At 75.3% G+C, this 17,610-nt stretch carries 19 protein-coding genes and 1 pseudogene; 11 read left to right on the forward strand and 9 right to left on the reverse strand.

Annotated features, from left to right (window positions below):
- Positions 1-118: 118 nt before the first annotated feature.
- From IU369_RS06165 to IU369_RS06175, 3 genes are read left to right on the forward strand one after another with little or no spacing between them, the layout of a single operon-like run.
- A complete protein-coding gene (locus IU369_RS06165; RefSeq protein ID WP_217923694.1) occupies positions 119-988 on the forward strand; it encodes an ABC transporter substrate-binding protein in 870 nt (289 codons plus the stop codon).
- 24 nt (positions 989-1,012) lie between these two features.
- Positions 1,013-1,858, forward strand: a complete 846-nt coding sequence (locus IU369_RS06170) for an amino acid ABC transporter permease (protein ID WP_217923695.1) — start codon at positions 1,013-1,015, stop codon at positions 1,856-1,858.
- Positions 1,855-2,604 carry an amino acid ABC transporter ATP-binding protein gene (locus IU369_RS06175; RefSeq protein WP_246551365.1) on the forward strand — a complete coding sequence of 250 codons (750 nt, stop codon included), beginning with the start codon at positions 1,855-1,857 and terminating at the stop codon, positions 2,602-2,604. Before IU369_RS06170 ends, IU369_RS06175 begins: the two co-directional genes overlap by 4 nt.
- Before the next feature lie 6 nt (positions 2,605-2,610).
- Here IU369_RS06175 and IU369_RS06180 read toward each other — a convergent pair whose 3' ends face one another.
- The 3 genes from IU369_RS06180 to IU369_RS06190 form a co-directional block, all read right to left on the reverse strand.
- Complete coding sequence (locus IU369_RS06180) at positions 2,611-3,117, reverse strand: GNAT family N-acetyltransferase (RefSeq protein WP_217923696.1); 507 nt, start codon at positions 3,115-3,117, stop codon at positions 2,611-2,613.
- A gap of 44 nt (positions 3,118-3,161) precedes the next feature.
- Positions 3,162-3,902 (reverse strand): L,D-transpeptidase family protein, encoded by a 741-nt coding sequence (locus tag IU369_RS06185; protein WP_217923697.1) that lies wholly within the window; start codon positions 3,900-3,902, stop codon positions 3,162-3,164.
- An 86-nt stretch (positions 3,903-3,988) separates the two neighbouring features.
- On the reverse strand, positions 3,989-5,482 hold the full coding sequence (locus tag IU369_RS06190) for an MFS transporter (protein WP_217923698.1): 1,494 nt from the start codon (positions 5,480-5,482) through the stop codon (positions 3,989-3,991).
- A 128-nt stretch (positions 5,483-5,610) separates the two neighbouring features.
- Here IU369_RS06190 and IU369_RS06195 point away from each other — a divergent pair, with 128 nt between their 5' ends.
- From IU369_RS06195 to IU369_RS06205, 3 genes are all read left to right on the forward strand, one after another.
- A complete protein-coding gene (locus IU369_RS06195; protein ID WP_217923699.1) occupies positions 5,611-6,039 on the forward strand; it encodes a MarR family winged helix-turn-helix transcriptional regulator in 429 nt (142 codons plus the stop codon).
- The gene (locus IU369_RS06200; RefSeq protein ID WP_217923700.1) at positions 6,036-7,286 is read left to right on the forward strand and encodes an MFS transporter; all 1,251 of its coding nucleotides are present in this window, start codon (positions 6,036-6,038) and stop codon (positions 7,284-7,286) included. The genes IU369_RS06195 and IU369_RS06200 overlap by 4 nt, the downstream gene beginning before the upstream one ends.
- A 201-nt stretch (positions 7,287-7,487) precedes the next feature.
- Positions 7,488-8,411 carry a calcium-binding protein gene (locus IU369_RS06205; protein ID WP_217923701.1) on the forward strand — a complete coding sequence of 308 codons (924 nt, stop codon included), beginning with the start codon at positions 7,488-7,490 and terminating at the stop codon, positions 8,409-8,411.
- A gap of 57 nt (positions 8,412-8,468) precedes the next feature.
- Here the strand turns inward: IU369_RS06205 and IU369_RS06210 are convergent, their stop codons facing one another.
- On the reverse strand, positions 8,469-11,024 hold the full coding sequence (locus IU369_RS06210) for an ABC transporter permease (RefSeq protein ID WP_217923702.1): 2,556 nt from the start codon (positions 11,022-11,024) through the stop codon (positions 8,469-8,471).
- A pseudogene (locus IU369_RS06215) lies at positions 11,021-11,771 on the reverse strand (ABC transporter ATP-binding protein). The gene IU369_RS06210 and the pseudogene IU369_RS06215 overlap by 4 nt, the downstream one beginning before the upstream one ends.
- 248 nt (positions 11,772-12,019) lie before the next feature.
- Here IU369_RS06215 and IU369_RS06220 point away from each other — a divergent pair.
- The 4 genes from IU369_RS06220 to IU369_RS06235 are packed head-to-tail and all read left to right on the forward strand — an operon-like array spanning position 12,020 to position 14,294.
- Positions 12,020-13,189 (forward strand): sensor histidine kinase, encoded by a 1,170-nt coding sequence (locus IU369_RS06220; RefSeq protein ID WP_217923704.1) that lies wholly within the window; start codon positions 12,020-12,022, stop codon positions 13,187-13,189.
- Positions 13,186-13,848 (forward strand): response regulator, encoded by a 663-nt coding sequence (locus IU369_RS06225; RefSeq protein WP_246551367.1) that lies wholly within the window; start codon positions 13,186-13,188, stop codon positions 13,846-13,848. The genes IU369_RS06220 and IU369_RS06225 overlap by 4 nt, the downstream gene beginning before the upstream one ends.
- A gap of 48 nt (positions 13,849-13,896) precedes the next feature.
- Positions 13,897-14,067 carry a hypothetical protein gene (locus tag IU369_RS06230; RefSeq protein WP_217923705.1) on the forward strand — a complete coding sequence of 57 codons (171 nt, stop codon included), beginning with the start codon at positions 13,897-13,899 and terminating at the stop codon, positions 14,065-14,067.
- Positions 14,064-14,294 (forward strand): hypothetical protein, encoded by a 231-nt coding sequence (locus IU369_RS06235; protein WP_217923706.1) that lies wholly within the window; start codon positions 14,064-14,066, stop codon positions 14,292-14,294. The genes IU369_RS06230 and IU369_RS06235 overlap by 4 nt, the downstream gene beginning before the upstream one ends.
- Here IU369_RS06235 and IU369_RS06240 read toward each other — a convergent pair.
- A complete protein-coding gene (locus IU369_RS06240; protein WP_217923707.1) occupies positions 14,273-14,758 on the reverse strand; it encodes a GNAT family N-acetyltransferase in 486 nt (161 codons plus the stop codon). The genes IU369_RS06235 and IU369_RS06240 overlap by 22 nt on opposite strands.
- Before the next feature lie 50 nt (positions 14,759-14,808).
- Between IU369_RS06240 and murI the strand changes: the two genes are divergently transcribed.
- Positions 14,809-15,654, forward strand: coding sequence for a glutamate racemase (gene murI / locus IU369_RS06245; protein ID WP_217923708.1), 846 nt, complete (start codon positions 14,809-14,811; stop codon positions 15,652-15,654).
- Here the strand turns inward: murI and IU369_RS06250 are convergent.
- The 3 genes from IU369_RS06250 to IU369_RS06260 all read right to left on the reverse strand — a co-directional run bounded on the left by IU369_RS06250 (position 15,622) and on the right by IU369_RS06260 (position 17,592).
- Complete coding sequence (locus tag IU369_RS06250; RefSeq protein WP_217923709.1) at positions 15,622-16,476, reverse strand: FTR1 family iron permease; 855 nt, start codon at positions 16,474-16,476, stop codon at positions 15,622-15,624. The genes murI and IU369_RS06250 overlap by 33 nt on opposite strands.
- A 64-nt stretch (positions 16,477-16,540) precedes the next feature.
- Complete coding sequence (locus IU369_RS06255) at positions 16,541-17,113, reverse strand: hypothetical protein (protein ID WP_217923710.1); 573 nt, start codon at positions 17,111-17,113, stop codon at positions 16,541-16,543.
- Positions 17,113-17,592, reverse strand: a complete 480-nt coding sequence (locus IU369_RS06260; protein WP_217923711.1) for a hypothetical protein — start codon at positions 17,590-17,592, stop codon at positions 17,113-17,115. Before IU369_RS06260 ends, IU369_RS06255 begins: the two co-directional genes overlap by 1 nt.
- Positions 17,593-17,610: the final 18 nt, after the last annotated feature.

A 17,610-nucleotide genomic window follows, 5' to 3' on the forward strand; every position in this document is an offset into this window, starting at 1 on the left:
GGGGGTCACTAGGCGGGGCGGACCCGGACGGGGTACTCTCGCGCGGCTTTCACGAATCCGTCACATCTCGGACGGCGCCCGCACACGCGGCGCCGCCCGGCGAACCCCGAGGACCCGCATGCGCAGAGCCCGTCGCCTCATCGCCGCCCTCGCCCTCGTGGCCGTCGCGTCCGTCGCCCTCGCCGCCTGTGGCGACGACGACGACACCTCGGCCGCCTCGACCGCCGCGACGACCGCGACCGCCTGTGAGCGGAGCGATCTCGACCTGGTCGCGGACGACACGCTGACGATCGGCACCGACTCCCCCGCGTTCCCCCCGTACTTCGTCGATGACGACCCGACCAACGGCGAGGGCTTCGAGAGCGCCGTCGCCTACGCCATCGCCGCCGGGCTCGGGTTCGCGCCCGACGAGGTCACGTGGGCGGTCGTCCCGTTCAACTCGTCGTATGCGCCCGGTCCGAAGGACTTCGACTTCGACATCAACCAGATCTCGATCACCCCCGAGCGGGCCGGTCAGGTCGACTTCTCCGAGCCGTACTACACGACCCCCCAGGCCGTCCTCGTCGCGGCGGGCTCCGACTACGCGGGCGCGACCAGCGTCGCCGAGCTGAAGGACGCGAAGATCGGCGTGCAGGTCGGCACCACCAGCCTCGACGCGGTCACGAGCGTCATCGGCCCTTCCTCCGAGCCGCAGGTCTTCAACGACTCGAACGACACGGTGCGGGCGCTGAAGAACGGCCAGGTCGACGCGATCGTCACCGACCTGCCCACCGCGATCTACCTGCGCGACGTCGAGATCGAGGGCTCCGAGGTCGTCGGCCAGTTCAGCGCCCCCGGCGGCGACGACTGGGGCGTCGTGCTCGCGAAGGACTCCGCCCTCACCCCCTGCGTCTCCTCGGCGGTCTCGGCCCTGCGCGAATCGGGTGAGCTCGCCGCCATCACCGAGCAGTGGATCGGCGCCGAGGCGCCGGAGCTGGACCTGGAGTAGGCGGTCGCCGCCCCGCACGACGGCGTGACCACCGCATCCGCACGCCGGGTCGCCCGTGAGGCGGCCCGGCGGCGGCGTGCCCGCCGCGGCACGGTCGTCGCGGCGGTCTCCACCGTCGTCGTCCTCGGCGGGCTGGCGCTGCTGCTGGTCAACGCCCCCGGCTGGGACGACGTCCGCGAGACGTTCTTCTCGTGGGACGTCTTCCGGGAGTCGTTCCCCGACGTGCTGCGGGGCTTCTGGCTCGACGTGAAGCTCTTCGTGGTCGTCGAGGTCATCGTCCTCGTCGCCGCCCTCGGGGTCGCCCTCGTCCGCGTGACGGGCGCGCCGGCCCTGTTCCCCGTCCGGCTGCTGGCGACGGTCTACACCGACGTCCTGCGCGGCGTCCCGGTGATCCTGGTCGTCTACCTCGTCGGGTTCGGCATCCCGGCCCTCGGGGTGCGGGGGTGGTTCGCCGACCCCGTCGTGCTCGGCGGCTTCGGCCTTGCCCTCTGCTACACCGCCTACGTCGCGGAGGTCTACCGCGCCGGCCTCGACTCGGTCCACCCGAGTCAGAGGTCGGCGGCGCTCGCCGTGGGACTGACGGAGCGCCAGGCGATGCGCTTCGTGATCGTGCCCCAGGCGGTGCGGCGCGTCGTCCCGCCCCTCCTCAACGACTTCATCTCGCTGCAGAAGGACGTGGCCCTGGTCTCGATCCTCGGGCCGCAGGAGGCGTTCCGCGTCGCCCAGATCAACGCCGCGTCGGACTTCAACTACACGCCGTTCCTCGCGGCGGCGCTGCTCTACCTCGCGGTGACCGTGCCGCTCGCCCGCATCGTCGACCACCAGCAGGCGCGCGCCCGGCGTCGGCAGGGGCACACGGTGACGCCGTGAAGCCGCCGGTGATCGAGGTGCGCGGCGTGACCAAGGCGTACGGCGAGCGGCAGGTGCTCCGGGGCATCGACATGGAGGTCGGGGAGCACCGGGCGACGGCCCTGATCGGTGCGTCCGGGTCGGGCAAGTCGACGCTGCTGCGGTGCATCGACCTGCTGGAGGAGATCGACGACGGCGACATCCTGCTCGACGGCGAGGTGATCACCGACCCCGCGTGCGCGGTCGTCGGCGTCCGGCGCCGCCTCGGCCTCGTCTTCCAGGCGTTCAACCTGTTCCCGCACCTGTCGGTCATCGAGAACGTCGTCCTGGCGCCGGTGCGCGCCGGCGGCGTCGACCGGGCCGAGGCGCGGGAGCGGGGACGCGACCTGCTCGCGCGGTTCGGCCTCGCGGGACGCGAGGACGACTACCCCGACCGCCTCTCCGGCGGCCAGCAGCAGCGCGTCGCGATCGTCCGGGCCCTCGCGACCCGGCCGCGGGCCCTGCTGCTCGACGAGGTCACGAGCGCCCTCGACCCGGAGCTCGTCGGGGAGGTGCTCGAGCTGATCCGCGGCCTGAAGGCGGAGGGCATGACGATGGTGATCGCCACCCACGAGATGGCGTTCGCGCGGGACGTCGCCGACGAGGTCTGCTTCCTGCACGAGGGCCGCGTCGTCGAGCGGGGCGACCCGGCGCGGATCTTCACCGCCCCCGAGCGCCCCGAGACCCAGCAGTTCCTGCGCCGGGTCCTCGCGTCCGGCCGCCTCTAGGCCCCGCTACACGACCGGGCCGCGGCGCTCGAGCAGCAGCACGTCGCGCCACCGGCCGTCGCGCTTCGCCAGCCGCTCGCGCGTGCCGACGACGCGGAACCCGCACGCCTCCAGCATCTTCAGGCTCGCGGTGTTGTCGGGGAAGACGATCGCCTCCATCGTCCAGATGCCGGCCCGGTCCGCCTGCGCGGTGAGGGCGTCCATCAGCGCCTCGCCGACGCCCATCCCACGGGCCTCCGCCGCGATGTAGAGCGAGCACTCGACCCGGCCCCGGTAGACGGCGCGGTCGGAGACGCGGGCGACGGCCGCCCAGCCCATGATGCGCCCGTCGATCCGCGCGACGGGCCGGGGCGCCGGGAGGTGCGCCGCGTCCCACCGCCCCCAGGGCGGCACCTCGGTCTCGAAGGTCGCCCCGCCGGTCGCGATCCCCTCGGCGTAGATCTCGGCGACCCGCGGCCAGTCGGCGCGCCGCATGGCCACGATCTCGACGTCCCGCTCCGCCGCGCCCTCCATGGCGCCCATCATGGCCGGTCCGCCGGCCGCGGGCCCGGTCGGGCCTAGGCGACGATCTCGACCGGGGTGCCGGGCCGCACCAGGTTGTAGAGGCGCGTGACGGCGGCGTTGTCGATGCGGATGCACCCGTTGCTGACCGCCTGCCCCAGCAGGTGCGACGCGGAGGTGCCGTGGATCGCGACGAGGCCGTTGCCGCCCATGAACGTCTGCAGCACCGAGCTGTAGGCGGTCAGGGTGAGGATGTACGGGCCGAGGTACGACCGCTGGGACGCCGACGAGGGCACGGGGTCCTGGATCGCGAAGAGGCCGGTCGGCGTGGGGGTCGCGTCGTTCCCGACGGCGGCCCGGTACGAGGCCACCTTCCGGCCGCCGCGCAGCAGCTCGACCTTCCGCCCGCTCACCGACACGCGCAGGCGCAGGGAGGTGGTGGAGAGCTTCACCGCGTCGACGGGGACGAAGCCGCTGGAGCGGTTCGGCCGCTCCGGCAGCCGCACCCGCACCCAGCCCTTGCCGGTGGCGTCCTCGGTCACGGCGCTCAGCACCAGCAGGCGCTGCGGCCGCCGCCAGAAGGCGGTGACCCGGTCGACGCGCGCGACGGCGCGCGACGACAGGCCGGGCGCGGAGCGGGCCGTGACACCGCGTGTCAGTGACGCCGTCCACGCCGACGCGTCGGTCGGGGGACCCGGCGCGGGCGGCCCCGCGGCGGCCGGGGCACCGGTCGCCGCGGCGGCGGACGCCAGCAGCACGATTGCGGAAACGGGCAGGAACGATCGGCGAGTGGGCATCGCGGCATGAGACACGTCCGCCCGCGCCAACGCAAGCCGGATTGACAGTTCCCTCACACCGGGGGTGCCCGTACCTCCCAGAACGTTCACGTCGGGCGGCCCGCGACCTCCGCCGGGGCGGCCGACGGGCGTTCGCGGACGACCGGTCCGCGGCCCAGGGACAGGGCCGCGCCCGCGAGCGCGATGGCGGCGCCGACCAGCATCGCCAGCCGGTAGCCGTCGAGGTACGCGTCCGCGCCGGCCAGGCCGTCCGTCTCACCGCCGAAGAGCGCCCGCGCGCCCTCCGCGCCGAGGGGCGCGGCCGCGAGGGTGCCGAGGATGGCGAGCGACAGCGTCTGGCCGAGGGTCCGCATCATCGCGAGGACGGCCGCGGCGACGCCGAGCCGGTCGGGGTCGGCCGAGCCCATCACGGCGGACGTGTTCGGGGAGCTGAAGGCCGCCATCCCGAGCCCGGTGACGGCGAGCCCCGCGACGACGTGGGGGACGGGGATGCCGGCCGGCACGAACGCGAGGATCCCGAGGCCGGCCGCGACGAGCACCATGCCGCCGCTCGCCAGCGCCCGCGACCCGATCCGGTCGGACATGCGCCCGGCGACGGGGGAGAGGGCGACCATGATCACCGGCTGGGCGATCATGATCAGCCCCGCCTGCGTCGGGGAGCGCCCGCCGGAGATCTCGAGCAGCACCGCCGTGAGCGCGATCACCCCGAAGACGGCGGCGTAGTTCAGCAGCGCCGCCAGGTTGCCCAGGGCGAAGAGGCGGCTGCGCCGGAACATGGCGAGGTCGATCAGGGGCGCACGCACGCGCGTCTCGGCCACGGCGAACGCGGCGAGCAGCCCGGCGCCCGCGGCGATCAGCCCGCCGACGCGGGGCGATCCCCACCCCCAGACGGGGCCGAAGGTGAGGCCGATCATCACGCCGCACAGCCCCGCGCCGAGCAGCAGCGTCCCGACCGGGTCGAGACGGGGCCGTCCCGGGACCGGCCGGCCCTCGGGGAGGCCGAGCGAGCCGAGGAACGCGACGGCGGCGACCGGCAGGTTGACCAGGAAGATCCACCGCCAGCCGGCGTGGTCGACCAGCAGCCCGCCGATGAGCGGCCCGAGCGCCAGGCCGAGGTACAGGGCCATGACGTTGAGGCCGAGCGCCTTGCCGCGCTCGCGCGGCGGGAACACGGCCGTCACGAGCGCCGTCGACGTCGCGGCGAGCATCGCCCCGCCCCCGCCCTGCAGGGCCCGCCACGCCAGCAGCGCGGCGTCGCTCTGGCTGACGGCCGACCCGAGGGACGCGAGGGCGAACACCCCGATGCCGATGCGCCACACCCGCAGGCGCCCGAGCTGGTCCGACAGGCGCCCGGCGGGGATCAGCACGAGGGCGTAGGCGAGGAGGTACCCCGCCTGGATCCAGATCGCGCCCGAGAACGAGAGCCCGAGCTCGCGCCCGATCGCGGGCAGCGCGAGCGCCACCACCGTCACGTCGAGGGGGCCGAGGAAGGCGCCCATCCCGGTGACGGTGAGCACCCGCCAGCGGCGCTCCCGTAGCGCGCCGAGCGGGTCGGGCGGGGGCGGGGAGGGCGCGGGCATCCGCCAAGCGTAGGCCGTCGGGGCGGGTCGGAGCCCGCCGGGCGCGCCGCGCCCCGGCGCGCTATAGTTGCCTTCCGGCAAGCAATAGATCACGAGGTGCGACCACGAGCGAGCCCCGCCCCCCCGCGATGGACGAGGAGTCCGTCATCCGCCTGCGCAACGCGATCATGCGCACCGGCCGGCGCCTGCGGACCACCGCCTCGGAGGAGGGGCTGACGGCGACCCAGTCGAGCGTGCTCGCCACGCTCGTGCGGCAGGGGCCCACGGGCGCCGGGGAGCTCGCGGCCGCCGAGGCGGTCAACCCGACGATGCTCTCCCGGGTGCTCGCCCACCTGGAGGAGGCCGGCCTCGCCACGCGGGCGCCGAGCCCGGACGACGCCCGCTGCACGCTCGCCCGGGCCACCCCCGCCGGGCGGCGCCTCGTCGCCCGGCTGCGCGCGCGCCGCGCGGCGCTGCTGCTGGAGCGCATCGAGGAGCTCGACCCCGCGCACGTGGCGGTGCTGCTCGACGCACTGCCGGCGCTCGAGGCCCTCGCCCGCGTGGACGAGGCCCGATGATCCGCGCCTGGGCCGGGGGGACGTTCGCGGCGCTCGCCACGCCGAACTACCGCCGCTACTTCGCCGGGCAGGCCGTCAGCCTCGTCGGCACGTGGATGCAGACGGTGGCGCAGGCCTGGCTCGTCCTGGAGATGACGGGCTCGGGCACCGCCCTCGGCCTGGTCGCCGGCGCGCAGTTCCTCCCGATCCTGCTGCTCGCCCCCTACGGCGGGCTGCTCGCCGACCGGATGGACAAGCGGCGCCTCCTGATCGCCACCCAGGTCGCCCTCGGCGCCATCGCGCTGACCCTCGGCGTCCTCACCGTCACCGGGGCCGTCGAGCTCTGGATGGTCATCGCCCTCGCCCTCGCGCTCGGCCTGGTGACCGCCTGCGACAACCCGGCGCGGCAGAGCTTCGCCCAGGAGATGGTGGGCGCCGGCAACCTGCGCAACGCCGTCAGCCTCAACAGCGTCCTCGTGAACAGCGCGCGCGCGGTGGGGCCGGCGGTGGCGGGCGTCCTGATCGCGACGGTCGGCACCGGCCTCTGCTTCCTCATCAACGCCGCGAGCTACATCGCGGTCGTCGTCGCCCTCGCCGGCATGGACGTCGCGGCCCTCCGCCCGGCGCCGCGCGCCGCCCGCGAGCCGCGTCAGGTGCGCCAGGGCCTCAGCTACGTCGCGCACACCCCCGACCTGCTCGTCCCCCTGATGATGCTCGCCGTCGTCGGCACGCTCGCCTACGAGTTCCAGGTCGTGCTGCCGCTGCTCGCGGAGGGCACCTTCGGCGGCGGCGCCGGCACCTACGGCCTGCTCACCTCGGCGATGGGGGCGGGCGCCATCGTCGGCGGGCTGGTGGTCGCCGGCCGCGGCCGCACCGGGCTGCCGGCCCTGACGCTCGCGGCGGCGACGTTCGGCGCCGCGATCCTCGTGGCGGCCGCCGCACCGACCGTCGCGGTCGCGCTCGTCGCGCTCGCGGTCGTCGGCGCCACCAGCGTCACGTTCCTCGCCGTCGGCAACACCACCCTCCAGCTCACCGCGGAGCCCCGGTTCCGCGGCCGCGTGATGGCGCTCTGGGCCGTGGCGTTCCTCGGCAGCACGCCCGTCGGGGCGCCCCTCATCGGCGCGGTCTCGGAGCACCTCGGCGCCCGCGGGGGCCTCGTCATCGGCGGCGTCGCGTGCCTCGTCGCCGCGGGCATGGGGGCGGTCGCCTCCGCCCGCCGCCGCGACCACGACGGACGCCCCCGGACGGTGGAGCCGCATCCCGCCTGACGCACGGCGGACCCACGAATCGACCACGTCGACGCGGTCCCGCGCAACTCCTCCGGGTGGGTCCGCAACCTGCAACAGACGAAACGCCGATTTCAGCCCGGTCGCAACGCGCGGACCTTTACGGAGCCACCCCGGGCGTGATCCTTGTCGAGTCCACGGCCCGCAGAGGGCCCTCGCGCGGTCGTCCCAGGAGGAGTGTCCATGGCTGTGAAGACCCTGCCCACGATGCGGATGAGGAGACTCGGCGCGCTCGCGGCCATCGCGGTGGTCGGCGGCGCCGGCGCCGGGATCGCCATCGCCGCGACCCCCCACCAGTCCGGGGTCGGCTTCACCTGCGAGGGCAAGCTCGCCACGCAGGTCGGGACCGAGGCGGCGGACAACATCACGGGCACCCCCAACGCCGACGTCATCGTGACCCTCGGCGGGAACGACACGGTCAACGGCGGAGGCGGCGACGACGTCATCTGCCTCGGCGACGGCAACGACAGCGCCAACGGCGGGGACGGCAACGACCGGATCTTCGGCGAGGGCGGCGACGACAACGTCAACGGCTCGAACGGGGACGACCACCTCGACGGCGGCGAGGGCACGGACCGCCTCGTCGGCAGCCTCGGCAACGACACCGCGATGGGCCGCTCCGGCAACGACCGGATCGACCTCGGCGGCGGCGACGACATCGGCGACGGTGGCGAGGGCAACGACACCATCCTCGGCGGCGCCGGCAACGACAGCCGCCTGAGCGGCGCGGACGGCCTCGACACCATCTCCGGTGACGCGGGCCGCGACACGATCCTCGGCGGCTCCGGCCGTGACAGCCTCAACGGCGGCGCCGGCATCGACCGGATCTCCGGTCAGCCCGGCGTGGACGTGATCACCGGCGGCGGCGGCAACGACATCGCCAACGGCGGTCCCGGCAACGACACGCTCAACGGTGGCGCCGGTGGCGACCGCCTGCGCGGCGGTGGCGGCAACGACCGCGTCAACGGCGACGGCGGCGGAGACCGCCTGTTCGGCGAGAGCGGCGACGACAGCCTCGACGGCGGCGCCGGTCGCGACGCGGCCAACGGCGGTATCGGCACCGACTCGTGCGTGAACGTCGAGTCGCGGAAGGCCTGCGAGAGCTGATCGCACGCGGAGGGGCCCGCCGCCGTCCGTGGCGGCGGGCCCCCTCCGGTCCCGCGCCTACTCGTACTGCAGGGCGCGGAGCACGTCGAGCCGGGCGGCGCGCCGCGCCGGGGCGACGGCCGCGACGACGCCGACGACCACGGCCACCGCGGCGAAGGCGAGGAGGCTCCCGAGGGGGATCTCCAGCCGCACACCCCACTCCGAGAGCGACCGGACGGCGAGGGCGGCGATGCCGATGCCGACCGGGATGCCGACCGCCGCGCCGATGAGGGCGGTGACGACGCTCTCGCCGCGCACCATCCGCCGGGTCTGGCGGCGCGTCATGCCGACCGCCCGCAGCATTCCCAGCTCGCGGGTGCGCTCGTGGACGGCCAGCACCAGGGTGTTGACCATCCCGAACACGCTCACGACCACCGAGAGGGCCAGCAGCACGTAGAGCATGTTGAGGATCGTGGAGAGCTCCGCGGTGGTGTCGCGGGCGAAGTCCTCGGTCGTGCTCACCGTCGTGTCGGGGAAGTCGGTCAGCGCCCGCTCGATGCCCGCGGTGCCGCCGTCCGCCCCCGCCACGAACGTGTAGCGGTCCTTCGCCCGCGGGAAGCCGTCGTCGAACGCGTCCTGCGAGATGACGACGGGGCTCAGCACCGGCATCAGCCGGGGCGGGTCGTAGACGCCCACCACGGTGCGGGTGAGCGTGGCGCCCGAGGGGCTCGTGATCTCCAGCGACGACCCCACGGACAGGCCGTGGTCGTCCGCGAAGGTGCGCGTGACGAGGGCCCCGTCGCCCGCGAGGGACGCGAGCGACGCGGCGGACCCCTCGCTCCAGGTGAACGCGTAGGCGCGGTCGATGGTGCCGGGGTCCACGCCGCTCACGGGGACCGGCTCGCCCTGCACCAGCGCGCGGTCCTCGCGGACGCTCGAGACGAGCGCCTCGGGGTGTGCGGCGGCGACGGCACGGCCGGCGCCCGTCGGGGCCGGGTCCCAGCCGTTCGACGAGGTGATGACGTGCGAGGCCGCGACCTGGTCGGTGACGTCGGACCGGGCGGTCCCGATGAGGCCCGCGCCCAGCACCGAGACGAGCGTGACGAGGGCGAGCCCGATCATGAGGGCCGCCGCGGTGGCGGCCGTGCGGGAGGGGTTGCGGATGGTGTTCTCGCGGGCCAGCTCGCCGGCGACGCCGGTACGGGCGATGGGCCAGCCGACGAGGCCGGCGATCGGCCGCACGAGGCGCGACGACACGACCGCGATGCCGACGAAGAGCGCCAGGGCCCCGCCGCCCAGCATCAGCAGGCGCTCGGCGGCGCCGAGGCCGTCGGCCAGGAGGCCCCGGACGAGCATCGCGGCGGCGAGGAGCGTCGCGGCGCCCGCGACCACGCTCCGGCGCCGCGAGGCGCCGCCCTCGGCGGCCGCCGCGCCCTCGCGGACCGCGAGGATCGGCGGGACCCGCGTGGCCCGGACGGCCGGCACGACGCCCGCCAGGAGGGTCACGACCGTCCCGACCACCAGGGAGACGACGACCGTCGAGGTGGCGAAGACGGTGTCGCCCTGCGGCATGTCGAGGCCCATGGCGCGGAAGAGCGCCGTCAGGCCGGCGGCGAGCCCGAGGCCGAGCGCCAGCCCGAGGAGCGACGCGGTCAGCCCGATGATCGCCGCCTCGCCCATCACCGAGCGCAGCACCTGCCGGCGCGACGCGCCGAGGGTGCGCAGCGTCGCGAGCTCGCGGGAGCGCTGGGCGACGGTGATCGACAGGGTGTTGAAGATGACGAAGGCGCCGACGAACAGGGCGATGCCGCCGAAGGCGAGCAGGATGCCCCGGATGAACGTGATCGCCTCCGAGATGACCTGCTTGTCGGCGGCGGCCTGCTCCTCGCCGGTGCGGACGCCGGCGGCGTCGGGCAGGACGGCCGCGATGCGCGCGGCGAGGGCCTCGTCGGGGACGCCGGGCGCAGCGGCGACCTGGATCGCGTCGAAGCCGGTCTTGCCGAGCACCGCGCGCGCCGTCGGGATGTCGAACACGGCGATCGTCGCCCCGCCGAGCGAGTCGACGTCGCCGAACCGGGCGATGCCGCTCACGGTGTAGGAGCGCACCGGCCCCTCGGCCACCACGCGGATCGTGTCGCCCACCGCGAAGTCGTGGTCGGAGGCGGTGGTCACGTCGATGACGACCTGTCCGGGGCCCGACGCCCACGTGCCCTCGGCGAGGGTGAGCGGGTTGAAGCGGGGGTGGGCGGGGTCCACGCCGAAGCCGAAGGACGGCATGTCGCCGCCGATGACCGCGCCGTCGCGGTCGAGCATCCTCGCGGTGTTGCCCGTGCCCGAGAAGTCCACGAGCGTGCCGCCCGCCTCGGCGACCCCGGGGATCGCCTCGATGCGCGGGAGCAGCGACGCCGGGACGGTGGGGGTGCCGGCGAAGGCGTCGTCGACGACCGGTGTGCCGCGCACGACGAGGTCGGTGTTGGTGTACGAGCTGCTGAAGATGTTGGTGAACGCCCGATCGATCGTGTCCGTGAGGATGAGGCTGCCGGCGATCATGGCCACGCCCAGCACGATGGCGAGGGCGGTGAGGGCGGCGCGGGTGCGCCGCTCCATCAGGCTCCTGAGGGTGGCGAGGGTCATCGGGTCACCTCCGCGAGGGCGTCGAGCACCTCGGTCGACGTGGACCGGCCGAGCGTGCGCACGATGCGCCCGTCGGCGAGGAAGACGATCCGGTCGGCGATCGTCGCCGCCCGGGCGTCGTGCGTGACCATCACGAGCGTCTGCCCGTGGTCGTCCGCGGAGCGCCGCAGCAGGTCGAGCACCTCGGCGCTCGCGCGGGAGTCGAGGTTGCCCGTCGGCTCGTCGGCGAACATGACGGTCGGGCGCGAGAGCATCGCCCGGGCGATGGCCACCCGCTGCTGCTGACCGCCCGACAGCTGCGCCGGACGGTGCCGGCGCCGCTCCGAGAGGCCGACGGAGTCGATCACCTCGTCGAGCCACCGGGGGTCCGGGCGGCCGCCGGCGATGCGCGTCGGCAACGCGATGTTCTCCTCGGCGGTGAGGGTGGGGAGGAGGTTGAAGAACTGGAAGACGAAGCCGATGTGCCGGCGGCGGAGCTTCGTGAGGGCGGTGTCGCCCATCCCGGTGATCTCGCGGTCGTCGATCCAGACCTCGCCCTCCGTCGGGCGGTCGAGGCCCGCGAGGATGTGCATGAGCCGTCGACTTGCCGGAGCCCGAGGGGCCCATCACGGCGACGAGCTCACCACGCTCCACGGCGATCGAGACGCCGTCGAGCGCGCGCACCGCGGTCTCGCCGGCGCCGTGCAGGCGGACGAGGTCGCGGGCGACGACGACGGGGTGTTCGCGGGTGCCGCCGTCCGCGACCAGGGGGGTCACGAGGGGGGATGCGGTGGTCATGGCGCTGCCTCCTGGAAGGGGTGGTCCGGTGATGGGGCGACGCTACGACCGGCCCGCGCCGCCGCCATCGGCCGCCCTCCCGATCCGGCGGCGGCGGGGGGATGGTCCCGGCGGCGCCGTGCGCATCCCGCCGGCGCGGCGGCGTCATCCCCGGGGATGACGCGCCACCGCCCGGACGGGCGACGTCGCCGCGGACCTCCCGATGTACCGTCCCTCCCATGAGGCTGCTGGGAGGCACCATCGAGCGGGTATGGCTGGACGTCGTGGTCGTCGCGCTGTTCGCCTTCTGGGTCGGAGAGGTCTTCCTCAGCGAGGACATCGAGGGGGCGCCCGTTCCCCTCATCGCGTTCAGCCTGATCTGGGGGCTGCCCCTGCTGGCGCGGAGGCGTGCCCCGGTCCTGGCGCCCGCGCTCGTCATCGCCGGGGTGACCGCGCAGGCGCTCATCTGGCCCCGCTCGGTGCCCTACTCGTTCGCGACGTTCATGGTGATCGCGATCTCGGCGGGTCTGCTCGGCGCGGCGCTGCGGGGCACCTGGCCGCGGCTGCTGGGCGCGGCGGGCCTGCTGGTGGCGGTGATCGTCGTCGTCTTCCGCGACCCCGACGGCAGCCCGACCAACCTCCTCTCGGTGATCCCGACCCTGGGCGTCGCCTGGCTCATCGGCCACCTCTACCGCGTCAACGCGCGGCGCACCGCCGAGCTGCGCGAGCGCGCCGAGCGCCTCGAGCGCGAACGCGAGACCGAGGCGCGCGCCGCCGTCGCGGAGGAGCGGGCGCGCATCGCCCGCGAGATGCACGACGTCGTCGCGCACAGCCTGAGCGTGATGGTCGTGCAGGCCGAGGCGGCGGAGGCGATGCTCGACACCGACCCGGAGCGGGCGCGACGGCCCCTCGGCGCCGTGCAGGACACCGGCCGCGGGGCGCTCACCGAGCTGCGCCGCATGCTCGGGGTGCTCCGCGAGATGGCCGACGAGGACCCCGCCCTCGCGCCGCAGCCCGGCCTGGCGGAGCTCGACGCGCTCGTCGGCCAGGTGCGCGCCGCGGGCCTGCCGGTCGAGGTGAGCGTCGCCGGCGACCCGCGCCCCCTGCCCCCGGGGATCGACCTGTCGGCCTACCGCATCGTGCAGGAGGGGCTGACCAACGCCCTGAAGCACGCGGGGCCGGCGCGCGCCCATGTGGCGCTCGAGTACGGACCGCGGGAGCTGCGCCTCGAGGTGAGCGACGACGGTCGCGGGCACGACCCCTCCGACGACGGCCTCGGGCACGGCCTGCTGGGCATGCGGGAGCGGGTCGCCTGCTACGGCGGCGACCTCCAGGCGGGACCCCGCGACGACGCCGCCGGGTTCGCCCTGCGGGCGCGCCTGCCCCTCGACGCGGGGGCGGCGTCGTGATCCGGATCCTGATCGCCGACGACCAGGAGCTCGTGCGCGACGGGTTCGGGATGATCCTCGACGCGCAGCCCGACATGGAGGTCGTCGGCGGCGCGCGCGACGGCCACGAGGCGATCGACATGGCCCGGGCGGAGCGCCCCGACGTGGTGCTGATGGACATCCGGATGCCCGGCCTCGACGGCATCTCCGCGACCCGCCGCCTGATGGGCGACGGGGACGACGCGCCGCGGGTGCTGATGCTGACCACCTTCGACGGCGACGAGTACGTCTACGAGGCGATGAAGGCCGGCGCCAGCGGGTTCATGCTGAAGGACGTCCGCCGCGAGGAGCTGGTCAACGCGGTCCGGGTGGTGGCGGCGGGCGACGCCCTGCTCGCCCCGGCGCTCACCCGCCGCCTGATCGCCGACTTCGTGCGCCGTCCCCCGCCGGGGGCCGGCCCCGCCGGGGCGATGGCGGAGCTGACCGACCGCGAGCTCGACGTGGTGCGGCTCGTCGCGCGCGGGCGGTCCAACGCCGAGATCGCCGCGGAGCTGGTGGTCAGCGAGGCGACCGTGAAGACGCACGTGGCGCGCATCCTCGCCAAGCTCGGGTTGCGCGACCGGGTGCAGGTCGTCGTGGCGGCCTACGAGTCCGGCTTCGTCCAGCCGGGCGAGGGCTGAGTCCTGCCGCCCGGCGTCGGCGACGTCGTCGCGCTGGAGGTGCTCGGCATGGGCCGGGTCGACGCCGTCGTCGAGGCGGTGGAGGAGCTGGTGCAGGAGGGGGTGCGGGGCCTGGCGTGGCGCGTGCGCCTGCGCCTGCCGGACGGCAGCACCGCGAACGGCATCAAACGCGGCAACGCGCGCCTGATGTTCCTCGACCCGCGGCACCGGCTGGCGTGACCGGGCCCCCCGCCGTCGGCGCGGAGCTGCCGGTGGCGGTGCTGGGCGAGGGCACGGTGACGGGGGTGGTGGAGAGGGTCGACGAGGTGCGGCCCATGGGCGGACTGCCCGGCATGGTGTGGCGCGTCGTCGTGCGCCTGCCGGACGGGGCGGCGCCCGAGGCGATCGTGACGGGCGACGCGCCCCCCGCGTTCCCCGACCCGCGCTACGGCGTGGCGGGCTCGTGACCGAGCCACCGCACCAGGACCACCGACCCGCCGGTCGCGAGGATGATGTGCCACCCCATCCGCACCCAGAAGGCGCGGGCGGTCATGCACCGCTCGGGGGTCGTGCCCGGGTGCAGCACCGAGTTGGCCCCGATCGCCGCGCGGTAGCCCGCGTCCCGCAGGTCCTGCTCCGTCCGGGCGACCATCCTCCGCCCCAGTCCGCGTCCGCGGTGGCGGGCCGCGATGAGCATGTTCTGCATCTCGACGATGTCGGGGGCGAACGGGCGCCCGTAGAAGAACCCGACGAGCTCGTCGTCCTCGACGGCGACGAGGCTCGGCGCCGAGGCCAGGCTCGCGGCGATGGCCGCCTCGTCGGCGGGCCGGTGGTTCTCGCGCCGGATGAGGGCGGCGATCGCGGCGGCGTCCCGTGGCGCGCCCGCGCGCAGGGCGGTCGGGTCGGGCTCGTCGGCGTGGCGTCGCGCCACGGTGTCCTCCCGGGTCGTTCGCCGTCGGCCCCGAGGCTATCGTGGGAGCCGTGGCGTCAGGGGCCCGTCAGGCGATCGGCGTGTTCGACTCCGGCGTGGGCGGGCTGACCGTCCTCGGGGCGTGCCTCGACGCGTTGCCGCAGGAGGACTTCGTCTACTTCGGCGACACCGGCTTCTTCCCCTACGGCGACAAGGACCCGGCGGTCGTGCGGTCCCGTACCCTCGCGATCGGGCGCTGGGTGGCGGCCCAGGGGGCGAAGCTCGTGGTGGTCGCGTGCAACACGGCGACGGCGGTGGCCCTCCCCGACCTCCAGCGGGAGCTCGACGCGCCGGTGATCGGGGTGATCCGGCCGGAGGTGCACGCGGCGGTCCGCGCGACGCGCAACCGCCGGATCGGCGTGCTGGCGACGGAGGCGACGACCCGCTCCGGCGCCTACCCGCGGATGATCCACGCCCACGACGCGGGCGTGAGCGTGACCGGCGTCGCCTGCCCCGACCTGGCGACGGTCGTCCAGAACGGCGAGCCGCTCGGCGACCGGGTGGCCGGGATCGTCGCGGGGTGCGCCGCGCCCCTCGTCGCCGCGGGCGTCGACACCGTCATCCTCGGGTGCACCCACTTCCCGGCGGTCGCGCCCCTGCTGCGCGCCGAGCTGCCGGGCGTGACCCTCATCGAGGGGCGCGCGGAGATGGCGCAGGAGGTGGCCGGGACGCTCCACCGGAGGCACGCGGCGCGGGCCGCCGGCCGGCGGGGGACGCGCCGGTACGCCTGCAGCGGCGACACCGCCGCCTTCCGCGTGCTCGCGGAGCGCATCCTCGGCGTCCCCATCGCGGCGGTCGAGGCCGTCGATCCCGGGGCGGCGGGTTCAGGCGGTGGCGGTGGTCCCCTCGGCGGCTGACGCGTGGGGGACGGGCCGGCGGGGGCGGGCGCCGCGGAGGAACAGGACCAGCGTCGGCACCAGGTACGCCGCGTAGACGAGGACCTGCTCGACGCTGGGCCGCGGGTCCCACCCGAGGATGCCGGCGAGGAACCGGCCGCTCTGGGTGTCGATGGTGAGCCAGCCGAACCCGGTGAGGTCGTAGACGGCGTCGTCGGCCGTCCCGAGGTCGCCCGCCGCCTGCAGGAACTGGACGGACCGCGCGAGCAGCCCCGCGGCGATCACGATGACGAGGACGCCGGTCACCTGGAAGAAGAGGCGCATCGGGACGACGCGGCTGCCGTGGTAGACGGCCACGCCGAGCGCCACCGCGACGACCAGGCCGGCGAGCCCGCCGATCAGGACGTCCGACGGGGAGCCGGCGCCGGTGCTGGACACCAGGAACAGGGCGGTCTCCAGGCCCTCCCGGGCGACGGCGACGAACGCGACGCCGGCGAGCGCGAGCGCCGAGTGGGCGACGGCGTCCTCGACGCGGCCCTCGAGCTCGGCCCGCAGGCCGCGGGCGTGGCGGCGCATCCAGAACACCATCCAGGTGAGCAGCCCCGCGGCGGCGAGGCAGATCAGGGCGAACGTGCGCAGGCGGGGGACGCCGGTGAGGTCCTCCACCGTCAGGTGCAGCACGACGCCCGCGGCCGCCGACACGAGGAGGGCGGCGGCGGTGCCGGCCCACACCCAGCGGGCCATGTCGGGGCGGTTGCCGCGGTGGACCGCGGCCAGCACGATCGCGACGACGAGGGCCGCCTCGAACCCTTCGCGCAGCGTTATGAGGAGGCTCTCACCCACGGAGTTCACCGTACCGAACACCATGGAGGGGTCGGCGCGCGGCGCGCCGGTGGTCAGGGCGTGTTCAGGCCCCGGGCAGCAGGGGCGACGCCGGCCGCGCCGCCATGCCGCGCTCCGCGGCGAGGGCCTCGAGCAGCATCGCCGTGTCGGCGACGGGCACGCCGGTGAGGTGGGCGTCGCGGCCCTCGAAGTCGGTCACCACCGCCGCCACCGCCGCGCCGTACGCGGCGGTGTCGCGCGCCGCCAGGGCTGCGAGGGCGGCCGCGGCGCGGGCGAAGGCGTCGCCCCCGCCGGCCATGGTCGCCGCCGCCTCGGCGGCGCCGGCGTCGTCGCCCTCGATCAGCGCCGTCACGGCGAGTGCGTACGCCGAGGTGGGGGAGTCGGCCGTCCCGCCGAGCGCCGCCCGCACGTAGCCCGCCGCCTCCCTGCCGTCCCCCGCCAGCACCGCCGACTTCAGGTACGCCACGAGGCGCCCGTAGCTGCGGGGCGGGGCGGCCTCCCACGACGCGCGGTAGAGGCCGGCGGCCGTCCGCAGGGCCGCCCGGGCGTCGTCGGCGCGCCCGTCGAACAGGGCCCGGAACGCCGCGCCGTCGGCCGCGACCCCCTCGGTCAGCAGGTCCGCGTGCCGCCCCTCCATCATCCCCCGGGACGACCCCGGCGGGCGCCCGGGCGGGCCAGCATGGCGTCGATGTGGAGCGCCGTGTCGACCGCCGACAGCTTGACGTCGCCGCCGACCCGGTCGGCCACGTTCCAGGCCTCGCGCTGGAGGTACGCGAGCCGGGCGGGCGCGTCGGGCATCCGCTCCACGCGGTCGGCCTCGGCGACGAGGTACGCGAGGATCTCCCGCGCCTCCCGCTCGCTCCACTTCGGGGGCCGCACCGGCCACTCCGTGTTCCGCAGGATGAACCAGAACGCGAGGCTGACCAGCGGGAACTTCAGCATGAAGACCGAGAACAGCACCCAGAGGGTCTGCACCCCCTCGTGGTCGCCGAGCAGGGGCGTCAGCACCAGCAGGAAGCTACCGAAGAGGGCGAACGCGATGCAGGTCGCCACGAGGCCGATCATGTGGCGGACGCGCACGCGCCCGTCGGCGGTGTAGAGGAACCGCTCGAGCATCCTGCCGATCATCGCCCC

Source organism: Miltoncostaea oceani, from assembly GCF_018141545.1.
GTDB classification, from domain to species: domain Bacteria; phylum Actinomycetota; class Thermoleophilia; order Miltoncostaeales; family Miltoncostaeaceae; genus Miltoncostaea; species Miltoncostaea oceani.

What these genes read in the sequence shown, in the direction of transcription:
- IU369_RS06165 (WP_217923694.1), top strand. Translation starts at nt 119, where the DNA reads ATGCGCAGAGCCCGTCGCCTCATCGCCGCCCTCGCCCTCGTGGCCGTC.
- IU369_RS06180 (WP_217923696.1), bottom strand. Translation starts at nt 3,117, where the DNA reads ATGGAGGGCGCGGCGGAGCGGGACGTCGAGATCGTGGCCATGCGGCGC.
- IU369_RS06185 (WP_217923697.1), bottom strand. Translation starts at nt 3,902, where the DNA reads ATGCCCACTCGCCGATCGTTCCTGCCCGTTTCCGCAATCGTGCTGCTG.
- IU369_RS06190 (WP_217923698.1), bottom strand. Translation starts at nt 5,482, where the DNA reads ATGCCCGCGCCCTCCCCGCCCCCGCCCGACCCGCTCGGCGCGCTACGG.
- IU369_RS06195 (WP_217923699.1), top strand. Translation starts at nt 5,611, where the DNA reads ATGGACGAGGAGTCCGTCATCCGCCTGCGCAACGCGATCATGCGCACC.
- IU369_RS06200 (WP_217923700.1), top strand. Translation starts at nt 6,036, where the DNA reads ATGATCCGCGCCTGGGCCGGGGGGACGTTCGCGGCGCTCGCCACGCCG.
- IU369_RS06205 (WP_217923701.1), top strand. Translation starts at nt 7,488, where the DNA reads ATGGCTGTGAAGACCCTGCCCACGATGCGGATGAGGAGACTCGGCGCG.
- IU369_RS06210 (WP_217923702.1), bottom strand. Translation starts at nt 11,024, where the DNA reads ATGACCCTCGCCACCCTCAGGAGCCTGATGGAGCGGCGCACCCGCGCC.
- IU369_RS06220 (WP_217923704.1), top strand. Translation starts at nt 12,020, where the DNA reads ATGAGGCTGCTGGGAGGCACCATCGAGCGGGTATGGCTGGACGTCGTG.
- IU369_RS06230 (WP_217923705.1), top strand. Translation starts at nt 13,897, where the DNA reads ATGGGCCGGGTCGACGCCGTCGTCGAGGCGGTGGAGGAGCTGGTGCAG.
- IU369_RS06255 (WP_217923710.1), bottom strand. Translation starts at nt 17,113, where the DNA reads ATGGAGGGGCGGCACGCGGACCTGCTGACCGAGGGGGTCGCGGCCGAC.
- IU369_RS06260 (WP_217923711.1), bottom strand. Translation starts at nt 17,592, where the DNA reads ATGCTCGAGCGGTTCCTCTACACCGCCGACGGGCGCGTGCGCGTCCGC.